At 73.7% G+C, this 25270-nt stretch carries 25 protein-coding genes; 10 read left to right on the top strand and 15 right to left on the bottom strand.

Annotated features, from left to right (window positions below; genetic code table 11):
• Nucleotides 1–14: 14 nt before the first annotated feature.
• Nucleotides 15–1490: a glycosyltransferase 87 family protein gene (locus ACIBBA_RS18845; RefSeq protein WP_396698775.1), complete on the bottom strand. Its 1476-nt coding sequence runs from the start codon at nt 1488–1490 to the stop codon at nt 15–17.
• Nucleotides 1491–1708: 218 nt separating this feature from the next.
• Nucleotides 1709–2254, bottom strand: a complete 546-nt coding sequence (locus ACIBBA_RS18840) for a DoxX family protein (RefSeq protein WP_396698773.1) — start codon at nt 2252–2254, stop codon at nt 1709–1711.
• Nucleotides 2255–2388: 134 nt separating this feature from the next.
• Between ACIBBA_RS18840 and ACIBBA_RS18835 the strand changes: the two genes are divergently transcribed.
• Nucleotides 2389–2934, top strand: a complete 546-nt coding sequence (locus tag ACIBBA_RS18835) for a GNAT family N-acetyltransferase (protein WP_396698771.1) — start codon at nt 2389–2391, stop codon at nt 2932–2934.
• 57 nt (nt 2935–2991) lie between these two features.
• Here the strand turns inward: ACIBBA_RS18835 and ACIBBA_RS18830 are convergent, their stop codons facing one another.
• From ACIBBA_RS18830 to ACIBBA_RS18820, 3 genes are all read right to left on the bottom strand, one after another.
• The gene (locus ACIBBA_RS18830; protein WP_396698769.1) at nt 2992–4233 is read right to left on the bottom strand and encodes an AAA family ATPase; all 1242 of its coding nucleotides are present in this window, start codon (nt 4231–4233) and stop codon (nt 2992–2994) included.
• 133 nt (nt 4234–4366) lie between these two features.
• Nucleotides 4367–4771, bottom strand: coding sequence for a hypothetical protein (locus ACIBBA_RS18825; RefSeq protein WP_396698889.1), 405 nt, complete (start codon nt 4769–4771; stop codon nt 4367–4369).
• A gap of 391 nt (nt 4772–5162) precedes the next feature.
• Entirely contained in the window at nt 5163–5651 is a 489-nt protein-coding gene (locus tag ACIBBA_RS18820; protein ID WP_396698887.1) for a hypothetical protein, read from the bottom strand.
• 369 nt (nt 5652–6020) lie between these two features.
• Between ACIBBA_RS18820 and ACIBBA_RS18815 the strand changes: the two genes are divergently transcribed.
• A complete protein-coding gene (locus tag ACIBBA_RS18815) occupies nt 6021–7037 on the top strand; it encodes an EamA family transporter (RefSeq protein WP_396698767.1) in 1017 nt (338 codons plus the stop codon).
• Between the two features lie 277 nt (nt 7038–7314).
• On the top strand, nt 7315–7725 hold the full coding sequence (locus tag ACIBBA_RS18810) for a prepilin peptidase (RefSeq protein ID WP_396698765.1): 411 nt from the start codon (nt 7315–7317) through the stop codon (nt 7723–7725).
• 185 nt (nt 7726–7910) lie between these two features.
• Here ACIBBA_RS18810 and ACIBBA_RS18805 read toward each other — a convergent pair whose 3' ends face one another.
• From ACIBBA_RS18805 to ACIBBA_RS18785, 5 genes are all read right to left on the bottom strand, one after another.
• Nucleotides 7911–11105 (bottom strand): UvrD-helicase domain-containing protein, encoded by a 3195-nt coding sequence (locus ACIBBA_RS18805; protein ID WP_396698763.1) that lies wholly within the window; start codon nt 11103–11105, stop codon nt 7911–7913.
• 97 nt (nt 11106–11202) lie between these two features.
• Nucleotides 11203–12447 (bottom strand): metallophosphoesterase, encoded by a 1245-nt coding sequence (locus tag ACIBBA_RS18800; protein ID WP_396698761.1) that lies wholly within the window; start codon nt 12445–12447, stop codon nt 11203–11205.
• Nucleotides 12448–12458: 11 nt separating this feature from the next.
• Nucleotides 12459–12734 carry a MoaD/ThiS family protein gene (locus tag ACIBBA_RS18795; protein ID WP_396698759.1) on the bottom strand — a complete coding sequence of 92 codons (276 nt, stop codon included), beginning with the start codon at nt 12732–12734 and terminating at the stop codon, nt 12459–12461.
• Between the two features lie 2 nt (nt 12735–12736).
• On the bottom strand, nt 12737–13750 hold the full coding sequence (gene moaA, locus ACIBBA_RS18790; protein WP_396698757.1) for a GTP 3',8-cyclase MoaA: 1014 nt from the start codon (nt 13748–13750) through the stop codon (nt 12737–12739).
• Nucleotides 13747–14697, bottom strand: a complete 951-nt coding sequence (locus ACIBBA_RS18785; protein ID WP_396698755.1) for a fructosamine kinase family protein — start codon at nt 14695–14697, stop codon at nt 13747–13749. Before ACIBBA_RS18785 ends, moaA begins: the two co-directional genes overlap by 4 nt.
• Nucleotides 14698–14834: 137 nt before the next feature.
• On the opposite strand from ACIBBA_RS18785, the gene ACIBBA_RS18780 reads away from it, so the two are divergent.
• Nucleotides 14835–15881, top strand: a complete 1047-nt coding sequence (locus ACIBBA_RS18780) for a DUF4192 domain-containing protein (RefSeq protein WP_396698753.1) — start codon at nt 14835–14837, stop codon at nt 15879–15881.
• A gap of 116 nt (nt 15882–15997) precedes the next feature.
• Complete coding sequence (locus tag ACIBBA_RS18775) at nt 15998–16705, top strand: GAP family protein (protein WP_396698751.1); 708 nt, start codon at nt 15998–16000, stop codon at nt 16703–16705.
• On the opposite strand, the gene fdhD is transcribed toward ACIBBA_RS18775, so the two are convergent.
• Nucleotides 16695–17546, bottom strand: a complete 852-nt coding sequence (gene fdhD, locus ACIBBA_RS18770) for a formate dehydrogenase accessory sulfurtransferase FdhD (RefSeq protein WP_396698749.1) — start codon at nt 17544–17546, stop codon at nt 16695–16697. The two genes, ACIBBA_RS18775 and fdhD, sit on opposite strands and share 11 nt — an antisense overlap.
• Nucleotides 17547–17597: 51 nt before the next feature.
• On the opposite strand from fdhD, the gene ACIBBA_RS18765 reads away from it, so the two are divergent.
• From ACIBBA_RS18765 to ACIBBA_RS18755, 3 genes are all read left to right on the top strand, one after another.
• On the top strand, nt 17598–18233 hold the full coding sequence (locus ACIBBA_RS18765) for a molybdenum cofactor guanylyltransferase (protein ID WP_396698747.1): 636 nt from the start codon (nt 17598–17600) through the stop codon (nt 18231–18233).
• Complete coding sequence (locus ACIBBA_RS18760; RefSeq protein WP_396698745.1) at nt 18230–18496, top strand: DUF6457 domain-containing protein; 267 nt, start codon at nt 18230–18232, stop codon at nt 18494–18496. The genes ACIBBA_RS18765 and ACIBBA_RS18760 overlap by 4 nt, the downstream gene beginning before the upstream one ends.
• A gap of 188 nt (nt 18497–18684) precedes the next feature.
• Nucleotides 18685–19800 (top strand): T3SS (YopN, CesT) and YbjN peptide-binding chaperone 1, encoded by a 1116-nt coding sequence (locus ACIBBA_RS18755; protein ID WP_396698743.1) that lies wholly within the window; start codon nt 18685–18687, stop codon nt 19798–19800.
• Between the two features lie 18 nt (nt 19801–19818).
• On the opposite strand, the gene ACIBBA_RS18750 is transcribed toward ACIBBA_RS18755, so the two are convergent.
• Nucleotides 19819–20775 (bottom strand): zinc-binding dehydrogenase, encoded by a 957-nt coding sequence (locus ACIBBA_RS18750; protein WP_396698741.1) that lies wholly within the window; start codon nt 20773–20775, stop codon nt 19819–19821.
• A 300-nt stretch (nt 20776–21075) separates the two neighbouring features.
• Nucleotides 21076–21534, bottom strand: a complete 459-nt coding sequence (locus ACIBBA_RS18745) for an Lrp/AsnC family transcriptional regulator (protein WP_091593913.1) — start codon at nt 21532–21534, stop codon at nt 21076–21078.
• 59 nt (nt 21535–21593) lie between these two features.
• On the opposite strand from ACIBBA_RS18745, the gene ddaH reads away from it, so the two are divergent.
• Entirely contained in the window at nt 21594–22427 is an 834-nt protein-coding gene (gene ddaH / locus ACIBBA_RS18740) for a dimethylargininase (protein WP_396698739.1), read from the top strand.
• 78 nt (nt 22428–22505) lie between these two features.
• Here the strand turns inward: ddaH and ACIBBA_RS18735 are convergent, their stop codons facing one another.
• Complete coding sequence (locus ACIBBA_RS18735) at nt 22506–23699, bottom strand: ABC transporter substrate-binding protein (RefSeq protein WP_396698737.1); 1194 nt, start codon at nt 23697–23699, stop codon at nt 22506–22508.
• A 49-nt stretch (nt 23700–23748) separates the two neighbouring features.
• Nucleotides 23749–24576, bottom strand: a complete 828-nt coding sequence (locus ACIBBA_RS18730) for an alpha/beta hydrolase family protein (protein ID WP_396698735.1) — start codon at nt 24574–24576, stop codon at nt 23749–23751.
• 84 nt (nt 24577–24660) lie between these two features.
• On the opposite strand from ACIBBA_RS18730, the gene ACIBBA_RS18725 reads away from it, so the two are divergent.
• Nucleotides 24661–25263 (top strand): bacterial proteasome activator family protein, encoded by a 603-nt coding sequence (locus ACIBBA_RS18725; protein WP_396698733.1) that lies wholly within the window; start codon nt 24661–24663, stop codon nt 25261–25263.
• Nucleotides 25264–25270: the final 7 nt, after the last annotated feature.

The raw sequence follows: 25270 nt of genomic DNA, 5'->3' as shown, positions 1-25270 counted from the left end.
TCGCGGCCCGGCGCTCAGCGGCGGGCGTTGACCGAGACCCGGCCCATCCGGTCGCTGTAGAACACCGGCTCCGCCCCCGGACGCCAGGGCAGCCCGGCGACAAGCACGATCAGCGCCACCGCCAGCGAGTTCTCCATCAGCGCGCCGAAGAGACCGTCCTGGTAGTGCGAGACCTCGGGCAACTGGTGCTCGTACGGCCAGATCGGGGAGATCAGGAAGAGCAGGTAGAGCCCGATCGCGGCGACGCCGTGCCGGAGCCCGGTCAACGTCGGGTACCAGATCGGCGGGCGTAGCCCGCTCACCCCCGGCAGGCCACCGTTCCCGGACAGCTGGGCGGCCCGGTGTGCCGGACCCCGGCTCGCCTCGCGACGGCGTACCGCGGCGTCGGCCAGCACGATGATCGCCGGGATCACCCACACCAGGTGGTGCGTCCAGGAGATCGGGCTGATCACGTTGGCGGTCAGCCCGACCAGGGTGAACGCGGTCAGCTCGTCGCCGTCCGCGTGTGAGTTGGCCGCCCGGGACAGGCCCAGCGCCAGGATCAGCACGGAGAACGCCAACCAGAGCAGGCCGGGCGTCTCGATCGAGTCGTAGAGCCGGGCCAGCAGCCCGGCCAGCGACTGGTTCGGGGTCATGTCGGCCGCGCCGACCCGCTCGGTCTGCCAGAGCACGCTGCCGAAATAGGCGCGCGACTCGTTGCCGACGACCGCGAACGTGCCGACGGTGACCCCGATCGTGGTGCCGATCGCGGTGAACGCGGCCCGCCACTGCCGGGTGATCATCAGGTAGGCGATGAAGAGCGCGGGGGTGAGCTTGACCGCGGTGGCCAGCCCGATGCCGGCGCCCGCCCAGGCGCCGCTGTAGATGAACCGCAGCAGCGGGCCGTCCTCGGCCGCCGCGTGGGTGCCGCGGCGGGAGCGCCAACGGAGACCGATCATGTCGGCCATGATCAGCGCGAAGAGCAGCAGGTTGACCTGGCCGTAGCCGAGCGTCTCCCGGACCGGTTCGATGGCCGCGGCGAGCGGCACCGCGATGGCGACCGAGAACCACAGCGGCCAGGCGAGCCGCTCGACGATCGGGCGGAGCAGCCCGGCCAGCACGACCGCCAGCGCGGTGAGGCTGGCCAGCGCATTGACCAGACCGGCCGCCTGCACCGGCAGATGCGCCATCGGCAGCATGACCAGGCCGGCGAACGGCGGGTAGGTGAACCCGAGGGTGGTGTCCGGAGCGATGAACTCGTAGAGCTCGTGACCGCTGGCCCACCACACGATCGCGCCGTGATAGATCTTCATGTCGAAGAAGTTGTACGGCCGGCCGAAGATGCCGACGGCGAGCCACGCGGCGTAGGCGACGAAGGCCACGATGCCGGCCCGTACGAGTGTCCCGAGGCGACCCCCGACCAGCGCGGTCGTGACCGTGCGATCGATCCCACTCGTGACCCGCTGAACGAGGGCGAGGCGGTCCGCCCGTCTCCCGACGGTCGTCGGCACGGCGTGGCCACCCCCATACCAAGGTCGTCGTCCTACCCGTCCAGGTCCTGCACGGAGCCTAGAACGGCGCCTCACGTTAGTGCCTCCCGCGTTATGCGACCGTGTCCGATCCCACACATGTTTTTGACATTTCCACCGCGTTAACGCCTACCGGGTGGTTCAGGTGATTCGCGGTGTTGGGAGGGGTGTGGCGCATCGAGGGGAGGTATAGATGCAGGTCAACCAGGGATTCGCCGAGCGGTGGCGGCGGACCGGACGGCGATCCGGGCCTCCCGCCGGGCGGTGCGGACGGCCCGACCGACCGAACGTCGAGAGTGGCCGATGCGGTGGCCGGTCCGCCAGCGCAGCCCCGGCTTGCCCTCGGTGTCGGCGGCGGCCAGCAGCAGCCCGCCGAGGAGGCCGATGTTCTTCAGGAAGTGGATCTGGTTGTTGGTCCGCGCGAGGGGGTCGTCGTTCTTCCAGAAGGGATGCCCGGCGAGGGTCACCGGCACCAGCGTGCCGGCCAGCACCAGCGCCGCCGGCCGGGTGAGCCGCCCGGTGGCGAACATCAGCCCGGCGCCGACCTGCACCGCCGCGTTGGCCCGGATCAGGGTCGCGGTGTCGGTCGGGAGGCGGGGGTTGACCCGCTGGATCAGCGGCGCCACCCGGTCGGTCAGCGGCTCGGCCGACGGCACGAGCCGGCCGGGGCTGGTGAAGTTGCGGTACCCGCTGACCACGAAGATGCCGCTCAACATGGCGCGGGCGAGAGAGCGTACGGGTTTCATGGCTCAGTCATACCCCCTCGCGACCCCGGCCACCCCTGCAACCGCCGATCCGGATCGGCGACGGTGCACACTGCGCCACGCCGAATCGAGCGACCGTCGCGGATGGACCGCCTCCGGCGGGTAACGTCGCGCGGGTGACGACGTTGCGGCTGCGACCCGAGGACCCGGCCGACGCCGGCCCGGTCCGGCGGGTGCTGGCCGCCGCGTTCGCGCGGCCCGACGTGGCCACCCCTCCCGAGGTGGGCCTCGTCGACGAGCTGCGGGGCAGCGACGTGTGGATTCCGGAGCTGGCCATGGTCGCCGAGTACGGCGGTGAGGTCGTCGGCTATGCACTGCTCACCCGGGTGCGGGTGAAGTCCGAGCGGGGTTCGGAGCCGGCGCTGGCCCTCGGGCCACTGGCGGTGGCTCCGCACCGGCAACGGGTCGGGCACGGCACCGCCGTGGTGCAGGCCTCGTTGGACGCCGCCACCGAGCTGGGTGAGCGACTGGTCGTGGTGCTCGGCGACCCGGGCTACTACCGGCGGTTCGGCTTCGAGCGGGCCGACCGGATGGGGCTGACCAGCCCGTGGTCGGGGCTGGGCGAGCCCTGGCAGTGCCTGGTGCTGCCCCCGTCGACCAGCGATGCCGGCCCGCCGCCGCAGGGCGAGGTGGTCTTTCCGCCGCCCTGGTCCAAGGTCTGAGCCGCGCCGCCCGATCGCGGTCGGGGCGCGGGCCGGGTGGGCGCGGCCGTGTCGCGGTCAGGCCGGCTGGGTGCGCAGGTACCGGCCGAAGTGCGGCACGGTGAACGCGACGGTGCCCCGCTCGCCGGAGTAGATCAGGCCCTTCTTGATCAGGGCGTCCCGGGCCGGGGAGAGGCTGGCCGGCTTGCGGCCGAGGGACCGGGCTATCTCCGCGGTCGGCACCGCCGCGTCCATGTCGTCCCGGACCGGGCCGCCCGTCTCGGCCTCCACCAGCGACAGGCTGGCCATCGCCCGCATGTACTCGCGCTCGGCCGGGGTGGCCCGCTCGAACCGCGAACCGAAGAAGCCGACGGCCAGCTCCGCCTCGGCCTCGGGGGCGGCGACCCGGACGTCCGCGGCGGTGATCGGGGAACGTGGAGCGTGGTCCCAGGTGGCCTTCCCGTACGCCTGGACGAAGTAGGGGTAGCCGCCGGACTTCTCGTAGAGCAGGTCGAGCGCCTTCTGCTCGTACTCCACCTCCTCGCGCTCCGCCGGCGCGCAGAACGCCTGGTCGGCGGCGATCCGGTCGAGCCGGTCGATGCGCTGGTAGCGGAAGAGCCGTTCCGAGTAGGACTTCGCCGCGCTGAGCACGGCCGGCAGATGGGGCAGGCCGGCGCCGACCACGATCAGCGGCGCGCCGAGCTGGGAGAGTTCGTGGCAGGCGGCGCAGAGCGCGGAGACGTCCTCGGGGCCGAGATCCTGCATCTCGTCGATGAAGATGGCGATGCCGGTGCCCACGTCGCTGGCGACCCCGGCCGCATCGCTCAGCAGCTCGACAAGGTCGATCTCGATGTCCCCGGAGTCGGCCCGGCCGCTGCTGGCGGGCACGTCGATGCCGGGCTGCCAGCGGTCGCGCAGCTTGGTCGCGGCCCCGGCCCGGCCGGCGGGCGTGGCGCGCAGCGCGAAAGCCTTGAGTACGCCGAGGAACGCGTCGATCCGGTCCGGCGCCCGGTGTCGGGGGGCGAGTTCCCGCACGGCCATGTGCAGCGCGGCGGCCACCGGACGGCGCAGCGACTGGTCCGGCCGGGCTTCGATCTTGCCGGTGCCCCAGAGCCGGCTGATCGCCTGGGAGCGGAGGGTGTTGAGCAGGACGGTCTTGCCGACGCCGCGCAGTCCGGTGAGCATCAGGCTCCGCTCCGGCCGCCCTCGGGCGATGCGTTCCAGTACGACGTCGAAGACGTCCAGCTCTCGCCCCCGCCCGGCGAGTTCGGGCGGGCGCTGGCCGGCGCCCGGGGCGTACGGGTTGCGGACCGGATCCACGCATCGCAGAGTATCGGGCCGTCTAGCTGCCGGGCTAGACATGGATAGATGGGGCTACCGGCGTGTCGAGACCGTCGACATAAAACTAGGGCTGTCTAGCCTCCACGCTAGACAGCCCTAGTTTTGCCTACGACTACCGCTCCTTGAGGCAGAGCACGTAGTCCAGCACGTCGATCGTGTTGTCGTGGACGTAGTTCGCAGTGGCCTGCGGCGCCAGCGTCTCGCACCGGTCGCCGTCGGTCGTCGCCGGAATCCGCAGCAGCACCTGGTACGTGTTCGGGCCGCACGGCACCTTGCGCAGCTCGGCCTCGTTGTCCGTGCCGTCGTTGACCACGCAGTCGCCGGTGGCGAACTCCTCGTCGTCCCCGCTCGGGCTCGGCCCGGCCGACGACGGCCCGGCGGACGGCTCTCCGGGGGCACCCAGTGACGGTGCTGGCGCCGAACTCGTCGAATCGTCGTTCGTCACCCGCCACACGGCCCAACCGCTCAACGCGAGGCAGGGGCAGAGCAGAAGCAGCACCGCCAGGATGACGATCAGCGCGATCCGGCCACCGCGTCGCTTCGCCGGCGGGGCGGCCGGCGGCATTCCGTAGCCGCCCGGTGTGGGTGGCATTCCGTAGCCGCCCGGTGTGGGTGGCATCCCGTAGCCGCCCGGCGCGGGCGGCGGCGCGCCCCACTGGCCGGCGACCGGAGCGGGTGCCGGGCCGGCCGGTGGAAAGGGCCCGGGCGGCGGTGACCCGGCCGCACCGCCCGGCGGCGGATAGCCGGAGCCGGAGGTCGGCGGCGGGCCCCACATCGGTGCCGTCGGTGGTTCGGCGCCCTGGGCCGGGGGCGGACCCCACTGGGGTTGAGTGGGTGGCTCGGTGTCGTCCGGCTGGCCGGAACCGGGTGGTCCGTAGGTGCTCATCTCATCCCCAGGGGTGCGTGGGTCAGCGCTGCTTCAGGCAGAGGACGAAGTCGAGGGTGTCCAGCTCGCTGTCGAAGAAGTACCAGTTGGTGTAGCCCGACACCTTGGCGCACTTCGCCTCGGCGTCCTTCTCCCCACTGGTCACACCCTCGATGCGGCGCAGCACCTCGTACGACTTCGGGGCGCAGTCGCTGATCAGCAGCTTCGGCTTTCCACCGGCCGTACCCTCGTTACGGACGCACTGCCCGACCTTGACGAACCGCGGGTCGGCCGACGACTCCGGTGCGGGCGCGCTCGGCACGTCCGTCGGGTCGGCGACGTCCGCGTCCGGCCCCCCGGCCGTCGCCGGCTGGGTCGGCCCCGCCACCGGTGCCGGCTCGTCCTGGCCGAGGAGGACGAAGAGCGCCGCACCGCCGGCCAGCACGAGCAGCGTGACGACCGCCAGCACCGCGATCAACGGCCCGCGACCGCGACGCGGGGGCGGCGGCGCCGGATCACCGCCGTACGTCACCGGGCCGCCACCCGGGTAGGCGGAGGTGTCGTAGCCCGGCGCGGGTGCTGGATGTGGCTCGGCCGCATAGCGGGGATCGGCGTCGTACTGGTACTCCGGCTGGTAATCCGTGCCGTAGCGGGAGCCGTCGTCGTAACGCGAGCCGTCGTCGTAGCGGGAGCCGTCGTCGTAGCGTGGCCTCGGTTCGCCCCACCCGGGCTGCCCGGCCGGCGGCCCGTACGGCTGCTCAGCCGGTCGCCCCTGCCACGGTTCCGGGGAGCCGCCGCCCGCAGATCCGTAGTTCGCCATGCACGCCTCCTGCGGGAGTGGTGAGAGGCCGGCCACCAAGGCGGGACGCCGACGCCGAGGTCACCGTAGCGTGGACCAGCGATGAGCTCGACTCCACCAAGTGCGACCCGGCCCGCCGATCCTTCCGGACGGCCCGCTGTGATCGCCGGCGCCGCAACCGCCCCGGGCCTGATCTGGACCGCCCTGATCGTGGTCTACCTGCTCTGGGGCTCCACCTATCTCGGCATCCGGATCGCGGTCGAGACGCTGCCGCCGCTCGCCTCGGCGGCGGCCCGGTTCGCCGCCGCCGCCGTGGTGCTGGCGCTCGTGCTCCGGATCCGCCGGGGGCCGGGCGCGCTCCGCGTCGGCCGGCGGCAGCTCGGCTCCGCGGCGCTGGTGGGGGTGCTGCTGCTCGCCGGCGGCAACGGGCTGGTGGTGCTCGCCGAATCCGGTCCGTCCGGGACGGCGCTGCCCTCCGGGATCGCCGCGCTGCTGGTCGCCACGGTGCCGCTGCTGGTGGTGCTGCTCCGCTCGGCCACCGGGGACCGACCCCGGTTCTGGACCTTCGCCGGCGTCACCCTCGGCTTCCTCGGCCTGGTCCTGCTGGTGCTGCCGACCGGTGGAGCGGACAGTGTGCCGCTGGCCGGGGCGCTCACCGTGGTGGCGGGGGCCGTCTCCTGGTCGGTCGGGTCGTTCCTCTCCGGGCGGATCCGGATGCCCGCCGACCCGTTCGTCGCCACCGTCTACGAGATGATCGCCGGGGCGGTGGTGCTCGCCGTGCTCGCCCTGGGCCGGGGCGAGCTGCGCGGCTTCGACCCGAGTCAGGTGAGCACCCGCTCCTGGCTCGCGCTCGGTTACCTGATGGTCGCCGGCTCGCTGGTCGCCTTCACCGCGTACGTCTGGCTGCTGCACCACGCGCCGATCTCGCTCGTCGCGACGTACGCCTACGTCAACCCGGTGGTGGCGGTGGCGCTCGGCGCGGTGCTGGTGGCCGAGCCGATCACCACGCAGGTGCTGCTCGGCGGTGCGGTGATCGTGGCCGGCGTGGCCCTGGTGGTGAGCACCGAGCGACCCCGCCGGGCGCGCGACGGGGCGGAACCGGCCGCGTCCCGCCGGTAGCATCCGGGCCCGTGTCGGCGGGACTGGTGACCGGAGCGGCGCTCCTCGGCGTCCTCGCCGGCCTCGTCACGCCGACCCTCGCTGACCGCTTCCTGCCCGCCGCCTCCCCGGACGCCACCGCGCCCCCCGGCGACCGCCCGATCGCCCGATCGCGCTCCATGGGCGGCCGGATCGTCCTGGGCCTGGCCGGGGCGGTGGTCTTCGGCGGGCTCGCCGCAGCCCGGGGGGGGCCGACCCGGCCCTGCCAGCGTTCCTGCTGGTCGCGGCGGTCGGGCTGGTGCTGGCCGTGGTGGATCTGGCCTGCCTGCGGCTCCCCGACCCGCTGGTGGCCACGGCCGCGGGCACCGCCGCGCTCGCACTGCTCGTGGCCGCACTCGTCGGCGGCACCCCGGCCCGGCTGGCGCTGGCCGTGGCCGGTGCCGCCATCTCACTCGCCGTCCACCTGGCGCTGGCGCTGCTGCCCGGCTCCCGGCTCGGCGCCGGTGACGTGAAGCTGGCCGCCACGCTCGGCCTGCCGCTCGGTTGGCTGGGCTGGCCGACCCTCGGTTGGGGGCTGGTCCTGCCGCACGTGCTCAACGGCCTCGTGGTGCTCGCGCTGCTCACCACCCGCCGGGTCCGAAGGGACACCGCCCTGCCGTTCGGCCCGGCGATCCTCGCCGGTGCCTGGTTGGCCGCTCTCCTCGCCTGACACCCCCCGCTGGCGCGCCCAGCTTCCGACGGATGCCCGCCGCCCGGCCCTGCTGGTGAGCGATACCTGAGAGGCATCAATATGACTCTGAGGTATATCGTAACCAGGTGCCCGACCGGGCCCGGCTCGGCCGCCACCCAGCCCGGCGAATCCGCGTCGGCGGCCCTGCGGTGGGCCCGAGGCGGTCAGATCAGGCGGAGCTGGCGGTCCTTCGGCCGGCGGGGCTCGGTCTCGCCGAACCGCTCGAACAGGCCCGGGTCGATCACGTCGAGGAACGGCGAGGGGGCGCAGTCACGTTCCGTCCCCTGCCGGGTGCGGCGGGCCGCGTGACTGACGTAGAGCCGGTCCTGGGCGCGGGTCAGCCCGACGAAGAAGAGTCGCCGCTCCTCCGCGACCGCGTCCTCGTCCGGGGTCGAGCCCGGCCAGCGCAGCGGCAGCAAACCGTCCTCGGCGCCGACCAGGAAGACCACCGGGAACTCCAGCCCCTTGGCGGCGTGCAGGGTGAGCAGCGTGACCGCCTCGGCGCGCGGGTCCAACGCGTCCACCTCGGCGCCGGTGGCCAGTTGAGAGAGGAAGAGCGGCAGGTCGTCGCCGCAGCGCCGGGCCAGCGGGGTGAGCAGGTCGACCGCCGCCCGGACCTCCTCGGGCCGTACCACGCCCGAGCCGTCCAGGGTGGGTGCGGCGAACCGCTCGGCCAGCACCTGCCCGGCGAGCCGGACCCGGGCCGGCAGGCCGCCGCCGAGCCCGTCGGCGTGCCGCAGCTCCCGAGCGATCGCGGTCACCCCGGGGCGGTCGCGCAGCCGATCGTGTGAGCGCTTCTGCACCGGGATGTTCGCCCGGGCGAGCGCGTCGACGATCGGCGCGGCCTGCGAGTCGGTGCGGTAGAGCACCGCGATGTCGGAGAAGGAGAGCGAGGTGGACCGGCCGTCGATCCGGCCGGAGTCCAGCGACCGGTGCGACAGACCACCGACCAGCTCGTCGATGGTGCGTACCAGGAAATCGGCCTCGTCGGCGACGGAGGCCGCGGGATAGCGGCCGACCAGCGGGGCCTCCGGGTCCAGCCGGGCCGGGTCCAGCCGGCGACCCCGGACCAACGACGACGGCGCGATGGCCTGCACCGCGGCGGCCAGGATCGGCGCCGAGGATCGGTAGTTGCGGTTCAGCCGGACCAACCGGGCGTCGGTGAAGTCCTGCGAGAAGCGCAGGAAGTAGCCCACGTCCGCGCCGCGGAACGAGTAGATGGCCTGGTCCGGGTCGCCGATCGCGCAGAGGTTGCCGTCCGCGGGGCTGAGCAGCCGCAGCAGCTCGTACTGCACGGCGTCGACGTCCTGGTACTCGTCGACGAAGATCCAACGCCAGCGGCTCCGGTAGCGCTCGACCAGCGTCCGGTCCTCGCGCAGCAGCGCCACCGGCAGGGTGAGCAGCTCGTCCAGGTCGACCAGGTCCTGCTTGCGCAGCAGCGCGGTGTACACCGCCGGGTCGTCGCCGGCCTCGCTCCGGGCGGCCGCCCGGTCGGCGTCGTCGGCGATCCGGAAGTCCGCCGGCAGGCCGGCGGCGTCGGCGTTCTCCCGGAGGATGGCCAACCCGAGCGAGTGGAAGGTGCCGACCGTGACATCCTCGGCGACCGGGCCGAGCAGGCCGTCGAGGCGGTGCCGCAGCTCCTCCGCCGCCCGCCGGGTGAAGGTGATCGCCAGGCACTGCTCGGGAAAGACGTTCAGCTCGGCGCAGAGGTACGCGATCCGGTGGGTCAGCGTCCGGGTCTTGCCGGTGCCCGGGCCGGCCACGATGAGCAGCGGGCCACCCGGCGCGGAGGCCGCCACCCGCTGCATCGCGTCGAGGCGGTCCAGCAAACCGGTGCCGACCTCCTCCATGCCGGCGAGCATCGGCTCGAACGGCTCGTGCGGCGAGGGCGGCGGGGCGATCGGCGGCGGCGGCGCCGTCGCCGGCTTCCGCTTCGGTTCGGCCTTGGCCGCCGTCGGGCGCTTGGCCCGCGGCTTCGACGCCGGCTCCGTCGGCTTCCGCTGCGCCGGCACGGGTACGTCGAAGAGCGTCTCCGCCTGCGCGCTGCCCGACTGCCCGCGCAGCTCGGCGGGGTCGAAGAGGGTGATTACGCCGTACTCGCCGTCGTAGCCGGGCACCCGGCGGACCTCGCCCCGGCGCAACCGGCCGATCCCCTCGCCGAGCAGTTCGCCACCGACCCGGGCGAGATCGTCGAGTGGGGTGCGGGTCAGGATCTCCAGCTCCGGGCCGAGCGCGGCGGCAAGCTCGTTGAGCTTGCCCTCCACCTTCTTGGACCGGGCGCCGACGCCGTTGATCTCGCCGACGATCTCGGCCAGGGGCACCAGGTGGGTCACCTCGCGGGCGTGCGCCGGACGGTGCCCCACCGGACGGTCGGCCAGCTCCTCGACCCGGCTCAGTACGCCCACGGTCAGCGGCTTACCGCACTCCGGGCAGCGCCCGCCAGCCGCCCGGGTCCGCTCCGGGGACCAGCTGACCGCGCAGAGCCGGTGGCCGTCCGCGTGGTACTTGCCCTCCTCGGGGAAGAACTCGACGGTGCCGGCGAGCCCGTCGCCGGTGCGCAGCGCGTCCCGCACCGCGAAGTAGTCGCGTGCGGTGGCGAAGACGGTCGCCTCACGGGCCAGCGCCGGTGGGGAGTGCGCGTCCGAGTTGGACACCAGCCGGTACGCGTCCAGGCTGCCGACCCGCCAGTTCATCTCCGGGTCCGACGACAGGCCCGTCTCCACCGCGAAGATGTGCTCGGCGAGGTCGGCGTAGCAGTCGGCGATCGCGTCGAAGCCGGACTTCGAGCCGAGCGCGGAGAACCAGGGCGTCCAGATGTGCGCCGGCACCAGGTAGCCGTCCGGGCTCGCCTCCAGCGTGATCTCCAGCAGGTCGCGGGAGTCCAGGCCGAGGATCGGGCGGCCGTCGGAGCCGAGGTTGCCGATCCGGCCCAGCGCGGTGTTGAACCGCTCGACCGCGTCCAGATCGGGCAGGTAGATCAGGTGGTGAACCTTGCGGGTCCGGTCGTCCCGCTTGTAGATCGTGGAGATCTCCACGCTGAGCATGAAACGGACGGGGTCGCTCTCAGCCTCGCTCGCCAGCCGGGGCGGCAGCCGCCGGGCGATGTCGCGCTCCGCCTCCGGGCTGAGCCGGTAGAGGCCGGGCTCGGCCGGGTGCAGCGTCTCGCGCAGGTGGTCGTACCAGGCGGGATGGGTGAAGTCACCGGTGCCGAGCAGGCCGATGCCCTTGCGCCGGGCCCACCAGCCGAGGTTCGGCAGGGTGAGGTCACGGCTGCACGCGCGGGAGTACTTCGAGTGGATGTGCAGGTCCGCGACGAACGGCGGGAGGCCACCGGGGGGTGCGGCGCTGAACGGAGGCACGCCGCATCCTGTCACGCCCGCCCTGGCTGCCGCCCGCCGCCACGCACACACGTGACCCGCGCAATCCTCACTTCTGACCGGGGGGTGCCGGGACCGGTCAGGGGGCGCGGAGCTCGACGAGGGTGATCTGGGGGTTGGCACCGACCCGCACCGGTGGGCCCCAGAAACCGGCGCCGTTGGTGACGTAGACCTTGGTGCCGTCCACCTCACCCAGCCCCGAGACCACCGGCTGCTCCAGCTTGACCGCGAGGTTGAACGGCACCATCTGGCCGCCGTGGGTGTGCCCGGAGAGTTGCAGGTCGACGCCGAACTTCGCCGCCTCGACCGCGGCGATCGGCTGGTGGGCGAGGAGCACCACCGGGCGGGCCGGGTCGCGGTCACCGAGCGCCGCGGCGTAGTCCGGCCCGGCGGCGGCGCTCAGCTGCGCCCCGGACACGTCGTTCACGCCGGCCAGGTCTAGCACGCCGCCGCGCGCGGGGATCTCCACCCGCTGGTTCTGGAGCACCCGCAGGCCGAGCCGGTCCACCTCTCGCACCCACTCCTCCACCCCGGAGTAGTACTCGTGGTTGCCGGTGACGAAGAAGTTGCCGTAGCGGGAACGCAGGTCGCGCAGCGGGGCAGCCGCCTCGCCCAGCTCCGCGACCGTACCGTCGACCAGGTCGCCGACCACCGCGACCACGTCGGCGTCGAGCCGGTTGATGGCAGCGACGATCCGCTCGGTGTGCCCCCGACCGAGCAGCGGCCCGAGGTGGATGTCGGAGACGGTGGCGATGCGCAGGCCGTCCATGCTCCTGGGCAGCTTGGCCAGCGGGATGCGTACCCGGTCCAGTTCCGGCGGGCCGAAGGCGGTGCGCACGCCGTACCCGGTGACGCCGACGGCGGTGAGGCCGGCGAAGATGGCAGCCCCCCGGGCGAGCAGCAACCGGCGGGACGGGTCGTGGTCGGGCTGCGCGACCGCGTCGGCGGCGGGCGGGTCGGCCGGCCGGGCGGCGCCGACGAGCACCGGCTCGGGCGCGGCGGCGGTCGACTCGGCGGCGGTCACCCGGCGGCGCAGCACCAACCGGGCCACCAGCATCGGCACCTCCAGCACCACGAGCAGCACCAGCAGGTAGAACATCAGCGCGAGCCAGAGGTAGCCCGGCCAGGCCAGCCAGTGCAGCTTGGCCCGGGTGCCCACCAGCGCGGCGGGCACCAGCACGGCGAGCACCACAGCGGTGACGCCACCGATCCGCCGCCAGCGGCCCGGCCTGGTGGTGTCGCGAACCAGCCGCTTCCACAGGTAGAGGTGGATCAGGCCGGTGATCAGGGCGATGGTGCCCACGAACGCCAGGACCGACAGCACGTACGCCTCCTTCAGCCGCCCGCGAAGGGGGGCAGGACGTCGATCGTGGCCCCTGCCGGCAACGGCGTCTGACGATCATGACAGGTGACGCCGTCGACGAGGAAACTCGCCACCCGCAGCACGGCGGCGAGCCGGTCACCGTGCCGTTCCGCCAACTCGGTCGTGAGATCGTCGAGCGACCTCCCGGCGGGTACGGCCTCCTCGGTGCGGCCCGCCGCCGCCCGGGCACCGGCGAAGTAGCGGACGTTGAGCTGCGCGGCGCCGACCGGCCGCGTCGGGTCGGTCACCGTCACCCTCCGATGGCCGACATCGGTCGGGCCGGTTGCAGGAAGCTCGGATCGTCGATGCCGTGCCCGGCCCGCTTGCCCCACATCGCGCGCCGCCAGCGGCCGGCCAGGCCGTCGTCGTCCGCCCCGCCGCGCAGCGCGCCGCGCAGGTCGGACTCCTCGGTGGCGAAGAGGCACGCGCGGACCTGGCCGTCCGCGGTCACCCGGGTCCGGTCGCAGTCACCGCAGAACGGACGGGTGACGCTGGCGATCACGCCGACCCGGGCCGGGCCGCCGTCGACCAACCACGTCTCGGCCGGCGCCGCCCCCCGCTCCGCGGGATCGGTACGCAGGTCGAACTCCCGGCGCAGCGACGCGAGGATCTCGTCGGCGGTGACCATGGCGGCGCGGTCCCAGCCGTGCTGCGCGTCCAGCGGCATCTGCTCGATGAACCGCAGCTCGTAGCCGTGGTCGAGGGCGAACCGGAGCAGCGCCGGGGCCTCGTCGTCGTTGACGCCGCGCATCAGCACGCTGTTGATTTTGACCGGGTCCAGGCCGGCGGCCACCGCGCCGGTCAGGCCGGCCAGGACGGCGTCGAGCCGGGGCCGGCGGGTGAGGTCGGCGAACCGGGCCGGGTCCAGAGTGTCCAGGGAGACGTTCACCCGGTCCAGCCCGGCGGCGCGCAGCGCCGGTGCGAGCCGGTCCAGACCGATGCCGTTGGTCGTCAGCGAGATCGTGGGGCGCGGTTCGAGAGCGGCCACCGCGGTGACGATGTCGACCAGCCCGGGGCGGATCAGCGGCTCACCGCCGGTGAACCGCACCTCGGTCACGCCGAGCTGCTCGACGGCGACCCGGACCAGCCGGACGATCTCGTCGTCGGTCAGCAGCTCGGGGCCGGCCAGCCAGGGCAGCCCCTCGGCGGGCATGCAGTAGGTGCAGCGCAGGTTGCACTTGTCGGTCAGCGACACGCGCAGGTCCCGGGCGACGCGGCCGAACCGGTCGACGAGGACGCCGTCGGTCGGTATGGCGACGCTCACGTGTCGACCGTAGCGCGCCCGACCCCGTTCAGGGCGGCTCGGGCGGCGCGGGTGACCGCATCGCGGTATCCGGCGCCGAAGAGCGCGGTGTGCACCAGCAGCAGGTGCAGCTGGTGCAGCGGCACCCGTTCCCGCCACCCCTCGGCCAGCGGCCACGTCTCCTGGTAGGCGGCGAGGATCCGGTCCAGGTGCGGCGCGCCGCCGAAGAGCGCCAGCTGGGCCAGGTCGGTCTCCCGGTGCCCGCCGTGTGCGGCCGGGTCGACCAGCCAGGCCCGGTCGTCGGCGCCCCAGAGCACGTTTCCCGGCCACAGGTCACCGTGGATCCGCGCCGGTGGCTCGTCCCCACCGAACTCGCCGAGCCGGTCGATCACCTCCTCGACCAGGGCCGCGTCGGCCGCGGTCAGCGCCCCACCGGCCACCGACCGGCGCAGGTACGGCGTCAGCCGCCGTCGGGCGAACCAGGCCGCCCAGGGGCCGCCCTCCGGCGTGTTGTCCTGGGGCAGCGCCCCGATGAACCCGGTCCACTCCGCCCCGAAGGTCGGCGCGCCGGCCCGGTGCAGCGCGGCCAGCTCCCGGCCGAACCGCTCGGCCGCCTCCGGGCTCGGCTCGCCGGGCTGCACCCACTGCAGGGCGAGCAGCTCCGGCAGCACCACGATCACCTCGGGCACCGGCACCACGTCCGCAGCGACTGCGGCGCCGGTCGCGGCCGTGGTGCCCGCAGCGGCCAGCCAGCGCAGCCCGGCCGCTTCCGCCGCGAAGAAGCCCTCGGGCACCGGTCGCCCGGCGCGTTCCGGCCAGGTCTTGGCGAAGACCGAGTGGCCGTCGTCCAGGGTGAGCCGGGACGCGGTGCAGATGTCCCCGCCGGCGACCGGCGTCTCCCGGATCCGTTGGTGGGTGAGGAACGTCGGCAGGTGGGCCGGATGCGCGCGCAGGTACGCGAGGTCCATCAGCGCACCGTAGCCCCTCCCGCCGAGCGCCGTGGCATACGCGGCTGAGCAGGCGAAATACTCTCCGTGTCTGTGGATGGACGGCGTGTCGTCCACAAGGGCTGCGCGACGTCCGCGCCGGATCGCAGGCTGCCTCCATGTCCTCGACCGACCGCCCCCGGCTCGCCGTCCGCTCACCCGCCGACCTCATCGCCGCCGTGCCCTACCTGCTCGGCTTCCACCCCGCCGAGAGCGTGGTCGTGGTGGCGCTGCGCGGTCGGCAGATCGTCTTCGCCGCCCGGGCCGACCTGCCCGAGCCCACCGCCGACCCGACCGGCCCGGCTCAGCATCTGGCCGACGTCATCCACCGTCAGCGCGCGGACGCCGCCACCGTCGTCGGCTATGGGCCGGCAGCGCGGGTGACCCCCACCGTCGACGCGGTCCGCGCCGCGTTGACCGAGGCCGGGCTGGTGCTGCTCGACGCGCTGCGGGTCACCGACGGCCGGTGGTGGTCCTACCTGTGCGTCGGGGCGGGTTGCTGCCCGCCGGAAGGCCGGCCGTACGACCCGGGCGCCAGTCAGGTCACCGCGTCCGCGGTCTTCGCCGGGCAGGTGGCCCTGCCCGACCGGGCCGCCCTGGCGGCGCAGGTGTCCCCGGTGCAGGGCCCGGCCCGGCTGGCCATGCGGCGGGCCACCGACGACGCCGAGCGGCGGCTGGTGGGCCTGGTCGAGCAGGCCCCCGGCAGTGACCTGCTGGGCGGACGCGCACTGCGCGCCGCCGGAGTGGCGGCGGTACGCGACGCGCTGCGCCGGCAGCGCCGGGGCGAGCGCCTCGAAGACGCCGAGGTGGCCTGGCTGACCCTGCTCCTGACCCACCTGCCGGTACGCGACCACGCCTGGGAACGCACCGACGGGCGGGACCGTGACATCGCCCTCTGGACGGACGTGCTGCGCCGGGCCGAGCCGGAGCTGATCGCCGCGCCGGCGAGCCTGCTGACCTTCGCCGCCTGGCGGGCCGGCCAGGGCGCGTTGGCGGCGGTCGCGCTGGAGCGGGCGCTCGCCGTGCACCCGGACTACTCCCTCGCGCTGCTCCTGGACGACCTGCTCCGCCGGGGCGTGCCGCCCTCCGAGCTGGACGGCTGGCCGGCGGTCGGGCTGCCCGGCGTGGTGCGCCGCCGCAAGCGGAGCCGCCGCGCCGGGCGCTGACGGCTGGGAAACGCCGTCCATCGAACGATGTACGCCAGGTTCGTTCCCCTGGTCGACTCGGCGCGGCCCGCGCGACCGGAGGATGGTCAGGTGCCCGTACCCCCCTTGGTGACCAGATGAGCGTCGGACTTCTGCTCTCACTCGCCGGGCTGGCGTTGATCGACAGCACCAGCATCGGCACCCTCTTCATCCCGATCTGGCTGCTGCTCGCGCCGGGCCGGGTCAGCGTGCCGCGGATCCTGGCCTACCTCGGCACGATCGCCGCCTTCTACCTCGCGGTCGGGCTGCTGCTGGTCTGGGGTGGCACCCGGCTGGCCGACGCGCTCGGCGGGGCGCTGGACCAGCGGCCGGTGCTCTGGGCGCAGCTGGCGCTCGGGATCGCGCTCTTCGCGCTCAGCTTCCGCTACGACGGCAAGCGGCAGCGCCGCTCCGGCGGGGTGCTGCGCTGGCGCGACCGGGCCACCAGTGGGGACTCCTCGGCCCGCTGGCTGGTCGGGTTGGCGCTGCTCGCCGCGTTGGCCGAGGTGGCCACCATGCTGCCGTACCTCGGCGCGGTGAGCCTGCTGGCGTCCGCCGACCTGGGCGCGCCGACGGTGGCGGCGCTCCTCACCGGCTACTGCCTGGTGATGGTGGTGCCGGCGGTGCTGCTGCTGGCCGCCCGGGTGGCCGTCCCGAGGCTGGTCGAGCCGGTGCTGGCCCGGCTGAACAGGTGGATCACCGAGAAGGCGGGCAGCGCGCTCGGCTGGGTCCTCGGCATCGCCGGCTTCCTGGTCGCCCGCGACGCCGCCCTCCGGCTGGACCTGTTCGACCTGCTCAACCGGTGAGGATCCGGCCCGGGCCGGCGTAGACGTTCATCGTCCGGCCGCGCAGGAAGCCGACCAGGGTCATCCCGGCCTCCTCGGCCAGCTCGGCGGCGAGGGTGCTCGGCGCGGAGACCGCCGCGAGCAGCGGCAGCCCTGCCATCCACGCCTTCTGGGTCAGCTCGAAGCTCGCCCGCCCGGAGACCAGCAGCAGATGCCCGGCCAGCGGCAGCCGCCGTTCCCGCACCGCCCAGCCGACCACCTTGTCGACGGCGTTGTGCCGCCCGACGTCCTCGCGCAGCACGAGCAGCTGCCCGTCCGTGCTGAACAGGCCCGCCGCGTGCAGGCCACCGGTGCGATCGAAGCCGCGTTGCGCCGCCCGCAGCCGGTCGGGCAGCTCGGCGAGGAGGGCGGCCGGCACGGTGAGCGGGTCGTCGGCGACGGGGAAGAGTGAGCGGGTCCGTACGGCGTCGATGCTGGCCTTGCCGCACACCCCGCACGAGCTGGTGGTGTAGAAGTTCCGGGCCGGGTCGGTGGCCGGCTCCGGCACGCCGGGGCTGAGCACCACGTCCACCACGTTGTACGTGTTCGGGGTCTCCGCCCCGGCGCAGAGCTGCGCGGTGTGCACGTCGTCGGTGGACCGGATCAGCCCCTCGGTCAGCAGGAAACCGATCGCCAGGTCGAGGTCGTCGCCGGGGGTGCGCATGGTCACCGCGAGTGGTTTACGCCGGCCCGGCCCGGCCGCACCCACCCGGATCTCCAGCGGCTCCTCCACGGCCAGGTTGTCCGGCCGGCGGACCGACGGGCCGGCCACGCCGTCGAGGTCGATCCGGAGTACGCCGCGTCGGTCAGTCGCCCGTCCCATCCCGCCATCCTGCACCCCGCGCCCGGGCGTCCGCACGGCTACCGTGACCGGATGGGGACGTACGCGGCGGTGGTGCTCGCGGGGGGCGCGGCTCGGCGGATGGGCGGGGTGGACAAACCCGCGCTCGCGGTCGGCGGCCGGCCGATGCGCGACCGGGTGCTCGCCGCGGTCGCCGACGCCGAGCCTCGGATCCTGGTCGGGTGGGCCGATCCGGTCCCGCCCGAGGTACGGGTCACCCGGGAGGAACCGCCCGGCGGTGGGCCGGTGGCCGCCGCGGCGGCGGGTCTCGCGCTGCTCGATGCGGGCACCACGACGGTCGCCCTGCTCGCGGCTGACCTGCCGTTGCTCACCCGGGACGCGGTCGGCGTGCTGCGGCGCGCGCTGGACGAGCCGGTCGGCGACGACGCCCGCTTCGCCGACGACGCCCGCTCCGTCGACGGTGCCTGCTTCGTCGACGACGACGGCCGACGACAGTCCCTCTGCGGGGTGTGGCGGGTGTCCCCGCTGCGGGCCGCCGTGGACCGGCTCGCCGCCAAGCGGGGCGGCACGCTCGCGGGCGCCTCGGTGCGCGCCCTGCTCGACGGGTTGACCGTGCGGGAGGTGGCCTGGGCCGGCGAGGGCCCGCCGCCCTGGTTCGACTGCGACACTGACCAGGACGTACACCGGGCGGAGGAGTGGGCGCGATGACGGTGATGGACGACTGGGTCACGGCGGCCTGCGCCGAGCTGGGGCTCGACCCGGCCGAGGTGCCGGTGCCGGCCGTGCTCGACCTGGCGAAGGACGTCGCCCACCAGGTGATCCGCCCCGGCGCGCCGGTCTCCGCGTACCTGCTGGGGCTGGCGGTGGGGCGCGGCGCCGACCCCGCCGGCGCCGCCGCGCGGCTCAGCGCGCTGGCCGGGAGCTGGCCGGTCGAGCTCGGCGCCGACCCGGCCGACCCCACCGCCTCCTGACCGCCTGCGGCGGGCGACGGGGGGCGTCCGCTTCGCGCCGCCCGGTGCCGCACCGGCCTTACCAGGGCTTTCCTGGCCCGGATCGGCCGATCTGACCGGTCCGCCGGCGGCTGCTGTCCGATCACGGTCGGGGCTGATTCGGCTTCCCGGTCCCGTGGGTAGGGTGACCTTGACGGACGGAGGCGATCATGACGGCAGACCACCCCTCGGTGCCGACCGGTGAGCCGTCCGGCGGCGCGCCGACGCAGCCGGAACAGCACGAGTCGATCCTGCTCGACCAGTCGAGCACGGCCGACCTGCGGGCCAAGGTGACGCAGGCCTGGCAGGAGTTCGCCCGGGCGCTGGCGGCGCTGCTCCCGGCGCTGCCCACCGGCGCGCACGTCGAGCTGACTCTCGATCCGACCGCCTCCGGCACCGGCGACGCCGTCTACTCGATCAGCGTGGACGTGGGCGCCGACGGCCGGCTCGCCGCGCGGGCGGTCGGCAACGCCAGCCTGCCGCAGGGCTACCGGCTGGACCGCAGCGCGGTGGCGGACATGATCGCGCTGGGCTGGTCGCCGCCGGGGGTCGTCGAGGGCTCCGGCGAGTCGTTCGGCCTGGACGGCACGACGGCGGCGGCGACCCGGATCGCCGCCCTGCTCTCCCGGACCCTGCGCGACGTCTACGGTGCGCCGCACCCGGCCTTCCTGGTCTACCTGATCCACGACGCCGAGGGGGAGCCGCTGCCCGGCGAGCCGCTCGGCACCGCGCGTAGCGAGTTCGGCCCGGACCACGACGTCGAGGCCGACCTGGACGAGGCGCTGGCCGAGGCGGCCGCCGCCCAGCCGGAGCAGGCCGGCGTGCTGGCGCTGGAGGAGCGGGTACGCACCGTCGTCTCGACCATGCTCAAGTCCGACTCCGACCGCCTGCAGGTGGATTCGGACGGGGACATCAACATCCGCTCCGGCTCGGCGATGGTCTTCGTCCGGGTCCGCGACAATCCGCCGCTGGTCGACGTCTTCTCTCCGGTGCTCACCGAGGTCGAACCGACCGAGCGGCTCTACGTACGGCTCTCCGAACTCACCAACCGGATGCCGATCGGCCGCCTCTACTGCGCCGACGACACCGTCTGGGCGTCCATCCCGGTCTTCGGCCGCAACTTCCAGGCCACGCACCTCATGTTGGCGGTGCAGGTGATGACCGGGCTCGCCGACGAGCTGGACGACCGGTTGCACGGCGAGTTCGGCGGCAAGCGCTTCTTCGGCGAGAGCGACAAGCCGGTCCGCCGTGACCAGGGCGAGCACCGCACCGGCATGTACCTCTGAGAAGGCGGTCGCTGCCGGTCAGTGGAGGTCGAGCAGGGTCTTGCCCACGGTCGCTCGGGACTCGATCGCGGCGTGCGCGTCGGCCGCCCGCTCCAGCGGGAACCGCTGCCCGATCACCGGCCGCAGCAGTCCGGCCGCCGCCTCCGCCAGGGCCTGTTCGGTGTACGCGCGCAGCCGCGCCGGCGGCACGTCCGGCCGGAGCAGCGCCACCTTCCGGGCGATGGCGTCCTCCGGCGGCACCCCGGCCCACTCGCCGCTGGCCAGGCCGAAACTCACCATCCGGCCGCCCGGGTCGAGCAGCTTGAACGCGGCCCGGCCCAACTCGCCACCGACGCCGTCGAAGACCACGTCGACCCCGTCGGTGGCGGCGCGGACCCGGTCGGTCCAGTCCGGCTCGCGGTAGTCCACCGCGACCGCCGCGCCGAGTCCGGGCAGCAGCGACACCTTGCGCGGCCCACCGGCGAGCGCTACCACCCGGGCGCCGGCGGCCGCGGCGAGCTGCACCAGCAGGCTGCCCACCCCGCCCGCGGCCGCCTCCACCAGCACCCGCTCGCCGGGCCGGAGGTCGACCGCGTCGATCAGCATGGTCGCGGTGCGCCCGTCGGCGAGCAGCGCCACCGCCGCGTCGAGCGCCAGCGGATCGGGCACCTCGATCGGCGCAGTCGCGTCCACCGTGACCCGCTCGGCGTAGCCGCCGGAGCCGCCGGTGGAGCTGACCACCCGGCGTCCGACCAGCGCCGGGTCGACGCCCGTGCCGACGTCGGTGACCGTGCCCCCGACGCCGTTGCCGGGGATCAGCGGTGGACTGCCGCCGAACGGCCCGGTCCGGCCGGCCCGGAACTGGGTCTCCACGAAGGTGATGTTGGCGTGTGCCACGTCGATGAGCACCTGGCCCGGCCCGGGCACCGGGTCGGGAGCCGGGCCGGGCACCAGCACCTCGGGTCCGCCGAACCCGCGCAACCAGATCGCTCGCATGACTCCCCCTCGGGTCTCCGGTGTCGAGTCGACACCCTCAACCCGCCTTGAGGTCAAGCCCGGTGGTGGCGGGTGAGGCCCGGAAACCCCGAGAAACCGGACCTCACCCGCCGGGGGAGGGAGGATCAGGTCGAGGGGAGCCGACCACCGGCGGCGAGCGGGCCGATCGCGGCCAGGGTGCCGACGACGGCGATGAGGGCTACCCGTGTCATGGCCGGTTCGACGGGCCGCGCCCGGCAGCGGTTCCACGGTGGGCCACTGGTTTCCGTCACCGCCCGGCCGGGTGCGTGCGCCGGCCGGTCAGCCGGCGGAGGGGCCGACGCCCGGTGACTCGACCAGCCGGGAGAGCACGATGGTGCTCCGGGTGGAGGTGACGAACGATTCGGCGCGCAGCCGCTCCAGGGCCGCCTCGAGGTGGGCGATGTCGGCGGCGCGCAGGTGCACGAGCGCGTCGGCCTCGCCGGACACGGTGTAAGCGCCGACCACCTCGGGGTGCCGGCGGGCCGCCACGCCGATCTGTGCGGGGGTGGTCCGCCCGGCGCAGAAGAGCTCGACGAACGCCTCGGTGGTCCAACCGACGGCGGCCGGGTCGACGACAGCGGTGAATCCCCGGATCACCCCGGTGGCGCGCAGCCGGTCGACCCGTCGCTTGACTGCGGGGGCGGAGAGTGACACCCGGGTGCCGATGTCGGCGTACGACGCCCGGGCGTCGGCGACGAGCAACGCAATGATCCGCTGGTCAACGGCATCTATCTGCAACGTTCCGCCTCTTGGAAGCAATGGTTGTGGCTGTTACCAAAGTTCTACGGTACCTACTCTTGGTCACCGTGAACCAGCAGCGAGTGCCGCGAAAGCGGACATATCTCATGTGCTCCCCTGAGCGCTTCGCGGTCGAGTACGCGATCAACCCGTGGATGGACGTGACCACCCCGGTCGACTCGGCGTTGGCCGTGAAGCAGTGGGACCGGCTGCGGGAGACTCTGGTCGGTCTCGGCCACGAGGTGCACCTGCTGACCCCCGAGCGCGGTCTGCCGGACATGGTCTACGCCGCCAACGGCGCCTTCGTGGTGGACGGCACCGCCTACGGGGCCCGGTTCAAGCACGAGCAGCGAGCCGGCGAGGCCGCGGCGCACCGGGCGTTCTACGAGGAACAGGGCTGGCGGTTCATCGCCCCGAGCGAGACAAACGAGGGCGAGGGTGACTTCGCGTACGTGCCGGAGGCGCACGGTGGGCTGATCCTCGCCGGGCACGGCTTCCGCACCGAGCTGCCGGCGCACGCCGAGGCACAGGAGGCGCTCGCCCGACCGGTGGTCTCGCTGCACCTGATCGACCCGCGCTTCTACCACCTGGACGTGGCGCTCGCCGCCATCGACGACACCAACGTCGTCTACTTCCCGGGTGCGTTCTCGGCGGCCAGCCAGCGGGTGCTCACCCAGCTCTTCCCGGACGCGGTGATCGCGGACGACGAGGATGCCATGGCCTTCGGGCTCAACCTGGTCAGCGACGGGCTGAACGTGGTGCTCAACAGCGAGGCGACCCGGCTCGCGGGCAAGCTCAAGGCCGCCGGCTACCACCCGGTGCCGGTGGACCTGGCCGAGCTGAAGAAGGGCGGCGGCAGCGTGAAGTGCTGCATCGCCGAGCTGCGCCACTGACCGCCCGTACGACCGGCGTACCAGCAGGGGCCGGCCTCCCGTCGTGGAGGCCGGCCCCTGGCGTGCGGGTGGCGGGGCTCAGCCCAGGGTGGCCAGCTCGGTGATCAACACGTTCGAGATCAGCTGACCCTCGCGCTGCGCCTGGCGCAGGTACCACTTCTGCTGCGGCGTACGCGGCTGGTTGAACTGCCAGATGCCGCGCGGGCTGTCGATCTGCCCGAGCTTGCCCAGCGCCAGGTTGACCTGCTGCGGGTTCGGGGCGTCGCCGGCCAGGTCGATCGCCTGGTGGAGCACCTGCGCCGCGTCGTACGACGCCATCGCGTAGGTGGTGGGCGAGGAGTTGTGCTTCTTGCGGTAGGCCGAGGCGAAGTCCCGGTTGGCCGCGTTGTTCAGGTCGGCCGAGTAGTTCAACGCGGTCTGGATGTTGAGTCCGTCGTTCTTGAGGGTCTCCAGCGCGGTGCCCTCGGTGAGGAAGCCGGGGGCGTAGACGGGCCCCTTGTAGCCCTCCTTGCGCAGCTGCCGGATGAACTCCACACCGGCGTCGCCGGCGAAGAAGCAGAAGATCCCGGACGGCCTGCGGTCGATCGCCTTGCGGATGTCCTGGACGTACGCGGTGGGGCTGGGCTTCGTGGTGGGGTTGGTCCAGATGACGGAGCCCGAGATGCGCGGGTCGCTGGCGCCGAACTCCTGCCGGAAGCCGCGGACCACGTCCGGGCCGCCGACGTTCTCCGGGATGATCATCGTGATCCGGCTGTTCGCCGGGAGCTTCTCCTTGAGGTAACGGCCGAGCGCCCGTCCCGCCTCGTCGAGCACGTACGAGGTGCGCCAGATGTAGACCACGCTCTGCAGGCTGCTCGGGGAGGCGTTGGAGCCGATCAGCGGCACCCGAGCCTGCTCGACCGTGTCCCGGATGCCGAGCATGACGGCGGAGTTGACCACGCCGGTCAGCGCGAGCACGCCCTGCTTGAGCAGATCGTCGACGGCGGCCTTGCCGGACTTGGCGGTCTCTCCCTCGTCCGCGGTGATCAGCGTCACCGGGTGCCCGCCGAGCTGCTGCTGGTGCAGGTCGAGGAAGAGCTGGAACCCGTTGGTGATCTCCTCGCCGATCGCCTTGAAGCCGCCGGCCTGCGGTGCGATGAGACCGATCTTGATCGGGCTCTTCGGCCCGGCCGCCGGAGCGCCGTCGGTGTCGTCGCCGCACGCCGCGACGAGTCCGGTCGTACCGAGCGCGGCCAGCAGTTGGAGCGCCCGCCTGCGGTTCATCTGCGACACCGAGTTCCTTCCGAGGAGCGTTGCAGGGCCTGAACGCCCCTTCGGCGTTCTACCTGGTCGGCGACGCTGCGTCAATCGGCTGCTGATCATCGTGTAGGGACTGCAATACATCGACGATCACCGGCCAGGCCGCAGACTCCGGATCGATAAGCCCGAAATGCTCGCATTCCGCGAGCTCAACAAGGGTGATATCGGTGCCAACCGCACGGGCTTCGGCGACGAAGCTCCGACTCATCGCGACCGGCACCTGTCGGTCCAGGGCACCATGGACAACTACTGAGCGTGTCTGTACCGGCACCAACGACCGTGGATCGGCGGTCGCGTACCGCTCGGGAAACTCAGCCGGCCCCCCGCCCAGCAGCGCGGCCACCGCCCCGGAGTCCAGATCCCGCCGGTACGCCTCACCCAGGTCGGCGACCGGAGCCAGCGCCAGCACGCCATCGACTGTCGCCGGCGCGGTCCCGGCGACGTAGAGCGCCAGGTGCCCGCCGGCCGAATGACCGACGAGGATCGGCGCGGCGGCCGACACCCGGCCCGGCATCGCCGCGGCGGCCAGCCGGGGCAGCTCCGCCACGCCGGTCAGCACATCGGTGAACGTGTTCGGCCAGCCGCCGCCCGGCTGCCCGGTGCGCCGGTACTCCAGCTGCGCCACCGGATGACCCAGCGCGGCCAGGGCCGCCGCCATCGGGCCGGTGTGTCGCCGGTCGTACTCGGCCCGCCAGAAGCCGCCGTGCACCACCACGACCAGCGGCCGCGCCGGGCCGGATCCGGCCGGCAGCCGCAGATCGGCGATCTGGTCCGGATGGTCGCCGTACGCGACGGTGCGGTCCGGTTCCGGGGCGGGCCGGGTGAGGACGGCGCGCGGGTCGGCGGGCATGGCGCGACGGTAGCGCGCCCCGCCCGGGTGGTTGCCGGGTGGGAGTCGGTCCCGGCGAGCGTGGACGGGCGCCACTGGGTAAAGATGGATCCCATGACCGAAGCGCGCTCCGCTGGACAGAACAACGAGTCGGACCACGAGGACACCGGCCACTCCGGCACGGTGGTGGTGGTCGGCCCGGACGGCCAGCCGGTCGGCACCATGCAGGCCGACGACGGCCAGGGGGAGGACCCGACCCGCCTGGTCGAACAGCCCGCCAAGGTGATGCGGATCGGCAGCATGATCAAGCAGCTGCTCGAGGAGGTCAAGGCCGCCCCGCTCGACGACGCCAGCCGGCACCGGCTGCGGGAGATCCACGCCCGGTCGATCGTCGAGCTGAAGGAGGGCCTCGCCCCCGAGCTGCGCGAGGAGCTCGAGCGGATCTCGCTGCCCTTCACCGAGGAGAGCGCGCCCAGCGAGGGCGAGCTGCGGATCGCCCACGCCCAGTTGGTCGGCTGGCTGGAGGGGCTGTTCCACGGCATCCAGGCGGCGCTGGTCGCCCAGCAGATGGCCGCCCGGGTGCAGTTGGAGCAGATGCGCTCGGGGCGCCAGGCGCTGCCGAGCGGGCCCGGCGGGATGGCGCCCGGGATGCCCGGGATCGGGCAGCCCGCCGGTGGCGAGGGCCACAGCACCGGGCAGTACCTCTGAGCCGACC

Source organism: Micromonospora sp. NPDC051006 (genome assembly GCF_044456245.1).
GTDB lineage: Bacteria > Actinomycetota > Actinomycetes > Mycobacteriales > Micromonosporaceae > Micromonospora.
Note: the sequence above shows the minus strand (reverse complement) of the source record. Positions and strands in the feature narration are given on the sequence as shown.